The 11,227-nt window shown below is 51.6% G+C and carries 8 protein-coding genes; 4 read left to right on the plus strand and 4 right to left on the minus strand.

Annotation, left to right across the window (positions count from 1 at the left end; all coding sequences use genetic code 11):
• Positions 1-336 precede the first annotated feature (336 nt).
• On the plus strand, positions 337-972 hold the full coding sequence (locus ACTQ34_RS16395; RefSeq protein ID WP_441364718.1) for a corrinoid protein: 636 nt from the start codon (positions 337-339) through the stop codon (positions 970-972).
• 132 nt (positions 973-1,104) lie between these two features.
• Here the strand turns inward: ACTQ34_RS16395 and ACTQ34_RS16400 are convergent, their stop codons facing one another.
• Together ACTQ34_RS16400 and ACTQ34_RS16405 are read right to left on the minus strand one after the other, a co-directional pair.
• Positions 1,105-2,589, minus strand: a complete 1,485-nt coding sequence (locus tag ACTQ34_RS16400) for an ASKHA domain-containing protein (protein ID WP_441364719.1) — start codon at positions 2,587-2,589, stop codon at positions 1,105-1,107.
• 2 nt (positions 2,590-2,591) lie between these two features.
• Entirely contained in the window at positions 2,592-4,625 is a 2,034-nt protein-coding gene (locus ACTQ34_RS16405; protein ID WP_441364720.1) for a hydantoinase/oxoprolinase family protein, read from the minus strand.
• Positions 4,626-4,783: 158 nt separating this feature from the next.
• Between ACTQ34_RS16405 and ACTQ34_RS16410 the strand changes: the two genes are divergently transcribed.
• Both ACTQ34_RS16410 and ACTQ34_RS16415 read left to right on the plus strand, forming a co-directional pair.
• Complete coding sequence (locus tag ACTQ34_RS16410) at positions 4,784-5,626, plus strand: DUF1638 domain-containing protein (protein WP_441364721.1); 843 nt, start codon at positions 4,784-4,786, stop codon at positions 5,624-5,626.
• A gap of 43 nt (positions 5,627-5,669) precedes the next feature.
• Positions 5,670-6,707 carry a uroporphyrinogen decarboxylase family protein gene (locus ACTQ34_RS16415; protein WP_441364722.1) on the plus strand — a complete coding sequence of 346 codons (1,038 nt, stop codon included), beginning with the start codon at positions 5,670-5,672 and terminating at the stop codon, positions 6,705-6,707.
• A gap of 686 nt (positions 6,708-7,393) precedes the next feature.
• On the opposite strand, the gene ACTQ34_RS16420 is transcribed toward ACTQ34_RS16415, so the two are convergent.
• Both ACTQ34_RS16420 and ACTQ34_RS16425 read right to left on the minus strand, forming a co-directional pair.
• Positions 7,394-8,584: a helix-turn-helix domain-containing protein gene (locus ACTQ34_RS16420; protein ID WP_441364723.1), complete on the minus strand. Its 1,191-nt coding sequence runs from the start codon at positions 8,582-8,584 to the stop codon at positions 7,394-7,396.
• Positions 8,585-8,612: 28 nt separating this feature from the next.
• On the minus strand, positions 8,613-9,047 hold the full coding sequence (locus tag ACTQ34_RS16425; RefSeq protein ID WP_441364724.1) for a hypothetical protein: 435 nt from the start codon (positions 9,045-9,047) through the stop codon (positions 8,613-8,615).
• A gap of 566 nt (positions 9,048-9,613) precedes the next feature.
• Between ACTQ34_RS16425 and ACTQ34_RS16430 the strand changes: the two genes are divergently transcribed.
• Entirely contained in the window at positions 9,614-10,966 is a 1,353-nt protein-coding gene (locus ACTQ34_RS16430) for a hypothetical protein (RefSeq protein WP_441364725.1), read from the plus strand.
• Positions 10,967-11,227: the final 261 nt, after the last annotated feature.

Below are 11,227 nucleotides of genomic sequence, written 5' to 3' on the forward strand. Positions count from 1 at the left end.
CCCAAGGTCGGCGGCGACAACATCATATGCGTGTCCTACTTCGGCTTCCCGGAGAAGATGGATCAGCAGGCTCCTGAAGCCCTCGAGCGCATTAAACGCGAACTCCTCTAATAGGTACATTTTTCCTTCTATTACCTTATCGGGCATGACCCGGAACACAAAAAGAGCGGCATGCCGCTCTTTTTGTGTTATTTTAAAAACGATTGTCACAAAATGGGCAATCGTGTGCAAGAAAAAAGCAAGTCCAAATGTTATGATAGGATCAGTAAAGGAGACGAGTGCAGTTGGTGAAAACAATGTAAAGCGTTCAATAATAAATGAAAGGAAGATAGTATTATGGGCGTATTAGAAGATATCAGTTCTTGGCTGCAGCAAGGGCGTGCGCCGAAAGTAAAAATGTGTGTACAACAAGCTCTTGACGAAGGGATACCAGCAGGCGAGATTCTGGAGCATGGTCTACTAGATGGAATGAATATCATCGGCGCAAAGTTCAAAAACAATGAAGTTTTTGTTCCTGAAGTGCTGATTGCTGCACGTGCTATGACCAAGGGTATCGAAGTGCTACGTCCGTATCTGGTAGCGGATGGCGTCGAAGAAAAGGGCACGGTTATTCTAGGTACGGTCAAGGGCGATCTGCATGATATCGGAAAAAATTTGGTTCGCATGATGATGGAGGGCAAGGGTCTGAAAGTAATCGATTTGGGTGTTGATGTGTCAGTTGAAAAGTTCATTGAAGCTGCCCGAGAAAACAATGCGCAGATTATCGCTTGCTCGGCGCTGCTGACTACCACTATGGGCGAGATGCGGGATATCGTGGAGGCAGTTAACGCTTCTGAACTCAAGGGCAATGTAAAGGTTATGATCGGCGGCGCACCAATAACACAATCGTTCTGCGACCAAATCGGCGCAGACCGCTACACGCCCGACGCAGCTTCGGCTGCAGATGTGGCTCTAGAAATCTGCACGGCTTAATCTCTCTTGTTTATTCACTCTAGCATGAAGATGAAGAGTCACCTGCCCTTTTTATCGTTTTTGTTACTGTTCGGACAAAATTAAAGCCCGTATTGGCTATCCAATACGGGCTTTGTTATGTGTTCTTAGGGATCAAAAGGTCATAAACGACATGCAATCAATATAATAATCCATAAATGTCGGGTTGGCAGATAGAGAAATCTCGGTAGAGTTTTGAGCCATCTGTTCGCTTTTTTCGCGCAGCGCGTGGTTCATCAGTAGCATGGCCGCACCGCCGAGCGCGCCGTTGCCAATGAAATCGGCCTTGTCTCGCAACGCTATGGGGAACAGGCCAATCGCGCACGCCGAGTTCATGTTCATCGAGTTGCCGAAGCCGCCTGCAATGGCGAGCCGATCGACTGCGTCTACGGGCAGATCCTGCGTTTCCAGCAAGGTGATGAGTCCAGCGCAAATAGCCGACTTAGCTAACTGAATCTGGCGTACGTCGCGCTGAGTGATGGTTACGCCAGTGCCGTCGATTGTATAATTATCATCAAGATAGCCGGAGTCGTCCATGATTTCGTCCTTGAGCAGTATCGCCAGCGCATCCAGAATTCCCGAGCCGCAGATACCCACCGCTGGTGCATCCTGTATGGTCTGGTAGATGATGCGATCTCCCTCGCGGCGCATGGCGCGGATAGCACCCGCAGCTGCTGGCATACCGCAGCTCAGGCCCGCCCCCTCAAAGGCCGGTCCGGCTGCCGTGGCGCAGCAGTACAGGTTGCCGCTCCGCATCAGAACCATTTCGCCGTTGGTGCCGATGTCGGTCAGCAGCTGCACACCATTATCCATCCCGGCGGCCAGAATGGCGCATACAATGTCCGCGCCTACATAGGCACCAACGCACCGAGGTAGATAAACGGGCGCGCCCGCCAACGTGTGGCGGCTCATGCAGCCGAAATAGGACTGCACATCAAACGGCGCGACTGCGAGCGAGGCCGGGTCCAGCCCTTCGTACAGATGCAGCATGGTGCTGTTACCAGTCACCACCGCCTCGTCGACGTGTTCAATGCACGCTTCCTGCAGACATGTAGCTGCCATACGTTGGAGCTGCTCGTGGATGCGACTGGATAGGATGTCCAGTCCATCGGTCTTGCAGGCTTTGATGCGCGAGATGACATCCGCGCCAAAGCTACACTGGGCGTTTTCTTCCAGCTGCTCGGCCAGCACCTTGCCACTGGCACGGTCTAACAGCTGCATGGCGACCGTTGTGGTGCCAATGTCGACCGCAATGCCGTAGCCGATTTCGGTGCAGTCAAAGGGAACAGTTTTGTTCCACCCCACGATACGCGATAATCCGCTTTCCGTAAGTCGAACGATCATGCCATCCACGACCGGACAGGAACAGGCGAGACGCACCCCGCCTTCCAGCTCTTCCGTGCTGAGCAGCCTCTGATCGCTGGCCGATGGTGCGGGAATAGCGCCTTCAATGTGCACCCCGCACTTGCCACAGGTATGGTTGCCACCGCATGGTTCGGAAAAGGTCGGGATGGCGCGGCGTAGTACATCGCCTAGAGTTTCGCCAGGCGCGGTGTCAAACGAAAGCGTCTGTGCACCGCTTTTTACCGTGATCGTCATGTTCAGCAAACCTCCTTCATGGTGTGACCCAGACAGGTGCTAGCCGTCACATGGATACGGGTGAAAATCTTGCCGCCGGTTACATTTTCTGTATCGGTGACAAAGGACAGTTCTCCCGCCGCACCTTGTTCGCGCACGCGGGCGGCAGTATATTCGATCAGCCGTTCGGAAGCCCAAGCAGCCGCCATGTCCTCGGCAGCAAAATAGCAGGGCGGCTGACCTTCGCAGAGCACTTTGAAGATGTCTTGTTCTTCGTTCTCAATCGGCAGGCTGTGCATTCGGATTTCTGCCGTGGCCGTACAGGTAACCTGTCCAGTCACCGCGCCCACGGCATTGGCCGTGGCCGCACCTTCTGGGATGATATATTCGGCACCCAGCGCCTTAGCGGCAGCGGGCAGGAACAGATGTACCGGCCCGCCGATACCGATGATTTTGACTGAAGTGCGAAAGGCGTATTGCAGCATGCTGCACCCCCCCGATACCCGGTTTTCCCATTGTAGGCGGAGCAGTTCGCGCATGCCGTCATCCAGCCCGTGGGTGCGGTAATACGGAGAAACATGCTCGAGCAACATCTGCGAGACCGCATCGAACACCCGGCGGGAAACCTCGGCATAGATCTCCTCGCACAGGGCTTGGAGTTCCAAATGTAGCGACCCAGCAGCAAACCGAGCGGCATATAGGGACGCATTGCGATCATAGTGGGTGTAGTCGCCACGTACATGCATGATATCGGTCGGGGTCAGCCCTGCACGCAACACAATTCCTACCTGTTCGAGCACGCGAGTATGCAACTGATATTTGTCGATTCCAAGCACATCGGCCGCCTGCTGTACGCTCAGTGGCCCAGCCTCAAGCGTGCGACACAGTTTTTGCTCGTTCATATCGAGTTCAAACGGTAGATTGGCCCAGTCGGCTCGAGCCAGAGTAAGAAATTCGTGCAGCATAAGCGTATGGTTAGGTGTGTTCTCAACCTGCTGACATAGAATATTGGTCACATCCGGATAGAGGCTGGCCAGCACACACATTGGAATGATGCGGTCGGGGCCGAGCGTCCAGTTGCCGTGGATATCCCAACGGATGGCGCTGTCCCCGCCTACCGCAACCGAGGTAGAGAACAGCCCGCGGATGAGTGTTTTCCACTCCCCGATCCGGATGCCGTCATCCGAGAGCAGGGGCGCGCCGTTTTGCACCAGCGCTATATCAGTGGTTGTGCCGCCCATGTCGACGATGATGGCATTGGGCTCGCCAGCCAGAGCACTGCCGCCCAGTGCCGAAGCGGCCGGGCCAGATAGCAAAGTTTCGACCGCGTGCTCGGCTGAATAATCCAAGCTCATCAGGCTGCTATCCAAGCGCACGATGTAGATGGAGGCGTCTATGCCGCGAGCGCGGAAAGCGTTCTTTACTGCGTCGAGAAAGTCACGCATAACCGGCAGCAGCCCTGCGTTGAGCACAGCACTGGCTGCCCGTTCCAGACTAGACAGACCACCAAACAACAGGCTAGCACACACGGCGGGCAGATCGGTCTGCTCACGCACGATGCATGCCGCCTTCTTTTCCAGCTCCGCACCATTGCGCATGCCGTAGATTTCACAGATGACGCAGGCTTCCACCCCGGCAAACCAGTCTTTGGCGTTGGTTTGAAGAAGCTCCCAATCGGGTTCTTCTTCAATAGAGCCATTGATAGTCGTGCGACATGGTAGGTAACGAATATCATCCGGGTCGGTAAATCCGTAAGCAGCGCCGTACTTGGCGATGCCGCGGCGGTCTATGCCGAGCAACAACAGGCGGGTCCGGCGAAATTTGCCCACCACGCAGGCATTGATCGCCAGTGTAGTAGACAGGCCGACCAGCCGGGCCTGCTGGCACAGGGCTGGGCTCAGTCCGTCCAGCGCCTGCAGGATGCCACGCGTCAGATCGTCATATGTAGTCAGGGCTTTATTCTGACCCAGCACGCGATGGGTGTCAAAATCATAAAGGACGGCGTCCGTGCAGGTGCCGCCCGTATCAATACCGATGGCAAGATTCATGCCGGTCATCTCCTCCTTTGAGGCAGGTTGTTGTTTTCAGTATAAGAAAGATGCGCCAAAATGTATAGAAAAATTATACGGTGCTTTTGGAGAAAATTGCTTTTCCTTTGTACTTTCGTCCACAACTGAATATAATACCTTGCTCCGCGGCTTTCGGAGGACGTATAATGGGCACATTCATGGAAATGGAGGCAGAAAATATGCGCATCGGCATGATTGGTTGTATGGTGATGAACCGGGAGATATCCCATCTGGTATCCAAAAGTCGTCATATTGTCCGAGTATGGTGGCTACGGCAGGGACTTCATGATACGCCGGATATGTTGAGGCAAACGCTACAAAATACGATTGATGAGATCGAACTGGAGAACGACTATCTGCCCGAAACGCTGCATTTTGAAGCCATTGTACTGGCCTACGGTTTGTGCGCGAACGGTGTGATCGGTCTGCACAGCCGATCGTTGCCCATTGTTGTACCGAGATGCGACGACTGCATCTCGCTCTTCTTAGGCTCGGCTACTCGGTATCGGACGCTGTTTACGCAGCTGCCGGGAGTCTACTGGTACAACGTCGGCTGGATTGAGCAGGCGTTCACGCCGTCCAAGGAAAACTATGCCCGCCGCTGGGCTGAATACGCGGCCGTATTTGGCGAGGAAAACGCCGACTATCTCATGGAATGCACCAACAACTGGATGGCAAATTACAAGCATTGCGGCTATATTACCTGCTCGCTGAGTGAAAGTCCAGAGTACGAAGCCTATGCACGGCAGGCGGCGGCCGATTTCGGCTGGAAATTTACTAAGGTAGAGGGCGATATGGGCTTTTTAGAAGCTCTGGTTAATGGACCATGGGATGACGCACACTTTTTGACGTGTCCGCCGCATTGCTGCATCGAAGCAGAATATGACACACGGAAATTCCGTGCAGTGAAGACAGACATAGGGCAATCGGCTCCCAATTCTGCACAATTCTCTCCTAACCACGCGAGCGGATCCCATGATATTGTATAGGTAACAAATCGATCAGGCGCATGACATGACTTGGAGGTAGAGTATGATGAAACAAAACATGGATCAATGGACGCATGATTTGCTGACGGCACCTCGCAAGAAGGCAATGCCGATTCTGTCCTTTCCATCTATTCAGCTACTGGATGTAACAGTCAAGGATCTTATTTCTGATAGCACGCTGCAAGCGCATGGCATGAAGGCGGTCGCGGACCGGACACCGAACGCAGGTGCCGCAGTTAGTCTAATGGATCTTTCGGTGGAGGCAGAGTGCTTCGGCGCACCCATTCGAGTTTCGGATGACGAAGTTCCGACCGTAATCGGTCCAGTTCTCTCCACCGAAGTAGAAGAGGAAGAACGCTTGGCGCAGGCAGAGGCGCTTAAGATACCGGAGATTGGTGCAGCCCGCACACAGATTTACATTGACGCGATTTCTAAAGCAATAAAACTAATCGGCGACCGACCTGTGCTTGCGGGTGTTATCGGGCCGTTTTCTCTGGCAGGCCGTCTATTGGATGTAACCCATTCACTTATTTACTGTTATGAAGAACCAGACATGGTGCATGTTGTGCTGGAAAAGTGCACCGAGTTTATCATTCAATATATCAAAGCATACAAAGCGGTCGGAGCGAACGGCGTAGTAATCGCCGAACCGCTGGCAGGTTTACTGTCTCCTGCGCTTGCCGAGGAATTTTCTGGCGAATACAGTCGCCGCATCGTTCAGGCAGTTCAGGATCAGTGTTTCGCGGTCATCTATCACAACTGCGGCAACACCGCCAATATCACACTGAATTCTATCTTGTCGTGCGGTGCGAATGCCTACCACTTCGGCAATGCAGTTAACATGACTGAAATCATGGAAAAGGTGCCTGCAGATATAATTTGCATGGGCAACATCGACCCTGCGGTTGAATTCCGTAACGGTACACCCACGTCCATTTTCGAAAAGACGATTGTGCTTATGCAGGAATGCTGCAAGTATCCGAATTTTGTAATTTCCTCAGGCTGCGATATTCCACCGCTTGCTCCATGGGAAAATATAGAAGCGTTTTTTGCCGCAGTTGACGAGTTTTACAACCGCTGATCAGCAAAACAAAGCCGTGCCTTTACAACAAAACCACCCCAAGAGTTAGACAATAATATCAAGAAAATGTTATGCTGAGGAAAGGACTTGCTGTTTGCGCAAAGCAGACGGCAAGTCCTTCATCTGTATCTAAAATACGGTGATTGTTGAAGTAATCCATAAAAGTAACAGTTCGTGTTTGAAATCTTCCATAGACTTAAGTTTATGCAAATTCATAAACTCACTTTTAAGTAGTTCGAACAGTTTTTTTATTACTGCATCAGCTTTTGAATTGCCGACACTTTTGATATTGACGTCTCTCGCCTTCAAAAACTATAGGTTGTATTTTTGAGAGGGCATCATTCTTTGTGCAAAAGCACTGCATTTGAAAATAGCTCCTCTTCCACCGCTTTAGAAAATTTCTTAAGCATTCAATCACTACCACGGTTACAAAGTTCCGCTGTAAAGCCTTCTGCTCCCTCAACCAGATAGATTCGCCCTCAATCTTGGATGCAGTAATGATTGCTGACCACGAATCACCACGCTATTTCGCTGTAGCTTGACATTTCCAATAACGCGGCTTCAATATCCATTTATCTGAATTCTTGAGTATGTCTCTTATTTTCCCGTTTGACACAGTAAAATAGTTTATCTGTGGTAAATCATACTGTTCAACAAATGAGATATAGCTCACAGAACTTGGCTTTTTATGCCTTGTGTGTTGTACCTCGCTCTCGGAATTTGCCCGGCGCAATACCGATTTGCTTTTTGAAAATGCGGGTAAAGTAGCTCTGGTCGTCAAAACCGACTGCGCAGGCAATCTCTGCAATTGGCATTCCGGTTGCACAGAGTAGGGTTTTGCTACGCTCGATGCGCAGGCGGTTGACATATTCGGTGAATGTACAGCCCAGTTCATCCTTGATGATACGGCAGAAATAGGACTTGGACAGATATACCTGTTCCGCAGCCTGATCGAGTGTCAACTTTTCTGACAGATGCTCTTTGATAAATGCTGTGATCTGAAAAATGACGTTGCGGTGCTTGATTTCACGCAAATCAAAAACCAAACGGATAAACTGATGCAGGATCGAGCCAATCCAGCGGTTGAGTGCCTCGATCCCCGGTATTTTGTCCACCTCCTGCTCATATCGGCAGCACAGCGCAAGAATATCGTTTATATCCGCACCACCGTCGATCGCAGCACGGCTCATCAGCACAAGCAATTCCCGTATACGAGATTTGATGATCCTCTGATCGCTACCCGCAAGATAGTAGATATGGGTCAGCAGGTCGTTGAGCAACTCCTGCGCCGCATCCTTTGCCCCGGCGCGAATATGCTCCTGCAGGCGCCGCTCGCTTTCAATGGGATAGATGCAGGCTGCATCCTCGGCGGTCAGGTCGTACATCATCTGCAGTATTGTAGCCTGATTGCCCGAATCCACATCAGGTGGAGCAAGTCCCTGTGTTAGAGAGGAAACGGCAGCACAAGCCAGCTCGCTCAATGCGCGTGCCTGCGCTGTAGTAAGGCACGGTAAGTGGTCAAGCGGCTCAGGACAGAGCGCAGAATCTTCAAAGGGGTCGGTTGTGTTGTTAGACATGATAAACGGCCCGGAAATAAGACAGTACTCCATCGGTGTGCCGATTTTCAAAGGCGGTGTTGCGATGAAAACCAATCCGCGCGGACAATAATAGATGTATTTTCCGTCCCATCTCTCGGCTTCGTAGGCACCGTATAGATGAGTTAGATAGGCGTTGCAGTCTGCATTCTGCAGGGTGCAGCCCGAGTGAAATGGTGGAAGATCAAAGTGCTGCATCGTCAGGTCAAGCAAAGCGGTATGTACTCCGGTAAGCGTTTGGATGTGCGCGCACAAATGGCGGCAACGTTCGGCCAGTTCCATGACTGTGACCTTCTTTCTGGAAGATAAATCAATGCAATATCCGGCCGCGCGTAAAGGGAAAGCATCGCGTGGCTTCCGCTATAATAGGCCATGCCTCAAGATAGTAAAGTTTTTCTATCGTAGTTCCCATAAAAAATTCTTTACGTAGCAGTGCACCCGCGCGCAGAATCTGCGAAAACAACGCATCCGCGGGAAAGTCAGCACAGATACCCCCCATACGGCCAGGCATCTCGGACAAATACAGCAGGCTAGCTGTGTCGTGAATGAAGTAAATACCCGTCTGCGAATAGACGGCGAAATATACATCGATCATCTGCTGTACAGTGGCCAGCGGCAGTTCTCCGGACCATGCAGGAAGAATAACGGTGCGTGTCTGTCTGCCACGTCGGCAGATTACGGTAAGCGGCACAGCAGTTGACGGCGCGGGATAAGCAGAGAAAATGCAGTAAATCGGCAGCTTCACGCCATACAGCTATTGATGGCTGCGAAGCGATGCAAGTCGCCCCGTGATGCGGGTAGAAGTGGTCGCGGCAGACAGACGAAATCAAGTGGCATCGCAACCTTTCTGATAAGACAAATTTCTATCAGTACCAGGGAATAAATCTGATATACGCAGTGGATATTCTTATAAAACTAAAATATAGCATAGTTCCCCCATCGAGGCAATGCTGAGATTCAGCAAAAACTTGATCAAAATACGCATCTTTTTCTATGGTGTATTTTTCAAAATTCTTCTTACATTAAAATCAGCGGATGGCTTTGCGCTTTATAGCACGACTGCAACGCAGCCTGAACGAAACGGTGTTGCTAAAAATGCAACGATTCACGGAGAGCTAAGAAAATCGTCAAGGAAACTTCAAAAAATATGCACAATACGTGGAGTTCGCCGGCTAGAAGTTGGTTGCAGATAAAAAAACGGTGTGATATGGTATTTGCGGAAGCGCAGGATGACTCTGCGACTTAAGACGACTCTGCGACTTTACAAAAATGCACACCGCTCAAGGCGGATGCCATCAAAGGAGAATTCCAATGAAAGTAGATGAATTTGTAGGCGCGAACCGAATTGACCAAGGTCAGGGCGGCAACCTGATGGTGCATGGCTGGCCGGTCGAACAATGTGTAGTATCCGACCACGATCGCGCCATCTTACGCAAACTTGGTGAGCGCCTCCGCACGTTGGCTGAGCGTCCGTATGAGCAGGAAAAGAAAACGCTTTGGATCGCGCACAACGATTTGAAAACCGAGCAGCCGGTCATCTTTATAGACTGCGAAAACGGGTGGAATGAAATCTTCCCATGGAATGAAAGCATCAAGTGCGAAGGCGAAATGGCCGGAGACTGGGAGATGTGGCTGCGCAAGGAGATTTACTGGGCTGAGATCATGAAGGATGATAAAGTGGTCGAAGCCAAACTCTACCTGCCCTATCATGCGATAGATACCGGCTGGGGCATTGAGGAAGAACGTATCGGCGACCCGACACAGGGTCAATCCTATGTCTGGAAAAGCCCACTGGCCGAACTGGACGAGGACGAGTTCGAAGCACTCGATCTAGCCACTGTCATCAAGACCCCAGAGATCCACATCGACTGGGAAGCGTCCAACAAGGCGTTTGAAACAGCCAAGGACGTGTTTGACGGCCTGCTCGAAGTCGAATTCCGCCACAAGTGGTGGTGGTCGCCCGACCTGTCGCTTTCCTACTCCAACCTGCGCGGCATGGAAAACATGATGTGCGACTTTTATGACTTTCCGGACAAGGTGCATGAGATGATGCGTCTGTTCACCGACGGATATCTGCACAAGTTCGATTATCTGGAGAAAAACGGTCTGCTCCCAAACAACGCGAGCAGCATGTACATTGGCTCGGGCGGCATCGGTTTTACCGACCAGCTGCACGGCATACCTGGACAGATCACACTAATGGACATGTGGGGGTTCAACGAAGCGCAGGAAACCAGCGAGGTCTCCCCGGAGATGGTCAGGGAATTCCTACTGCCCTATCAGCACGAAATCTCGGAAAAATTTGGCCTCAACTATTACGGCTGCTGCGAAGGTCTAGATCGCCGCTGGGAGTACGTCAAGGCCTCCATTCCACGCCTGCGCCGCGTATCCGTATCGCAGTGGGCGGACAGCCGCAAAATGAGCGAATTCCTCAAGGGTGATTATGTTTACTGCTATAAGGTCAGCCCGACTGATATCGCTGTCTCACAGCCGGATGAAGACTACATCCGCCGCCGTCTGCACGAAGTACTCGACTACTGCAAGCAGAACGGCAACCGTGTAGAATTGCTGATGAAGGACAACCACACCCTTGGTCACACCCCCCGCAACGCATCCCGTTGGGTTGAAATCGCCCGCGAAGAAGTAGCAAAGGTATATGGCTGATATGAGAAATCGGGGCTTGTCCCCGGTTTTCTTCTTCAAGCGGCGGATGTACGAGGGGAAGTAAGCAAAAGGGACGCTGTAAAACAGCGCCCCTTTTGCTTTGGCAAATAGCCAGAAGAAAAGAAAATGAGTGATAGGTGTTACCAATACTTTGCGACATGCGCGCGGGTGACCTCGGCAGCCTTCTTGATGTTCTCCTCGTTGGACAGCTTATAGTAATCCGGTCGGAACACCTCCATCGTGCACACGTCGCCCTCGAAA

This window comes from Agathobaculum sp. LCP25S3_E8 (genome assembly GCF_052117165.1).
GTDB lineage: Bacteria > Bacillota > Clostridia > Oscillospirales > Butyricicoccaceae > Agathobaculum.

What these genes read in the sequence shown, in the direction of transcription:
- ACTQ34_RS16415 (WP_441364722.1), top strand. Translation starts at nt 5,670, where the DNA reads ATGATGAAACAAAACATGGATCAATGGACGCATGATTTGCTGACGGCA.
- ACTQ34_RS16430 (WP_441364725.1), top strand. Translation starts at nt 9,614, where the DNA reads ATGAAAGTAGATGAATTTGTAGGCGCGAACCGAATTGACCAAGGTCAG.
- ACTQ34_RS16395 (WP_441364718.1), top strand. Translation starts at nt 337, where the DNA reads ATGGGCGTATTAGAAGATATCAGTTCTTGGCTGCAGCAAGGGCGTGCG.
- ACTQ34_RS16420 (WP_441364723.1), bottom strand. Translation starts at nt 8,584, where the DNA reads ATGGAACTGGCCGAACGTTGCCGCCATTTGTGCGCGCACATCCAAACG.
- ACTQ34_RS16400 (WP_441364719.1), bottom strand. Translation starts at nt 2,589, where the DNA reads ATGACGATCACGGTAAAAAGCGGTGCACAGACGCTTTCGTTTGACACC.
- ACTQ34_RS16410 (WP_441364721.1), top strand. Translation starts at nt 4,784, where the DNA reads ATGGGCACATTCATGGAAATGGAGGCAGAAAATATGCGCATCGGCATG.
- ACTQ34_RS16405 (WP_441364720.1), bottom strand. Translation starts at nt 4,625, where the DNA reads ATGACCGGCATGAATCTTGCCATCGGTATTGATACGGGCGGCACCTGC.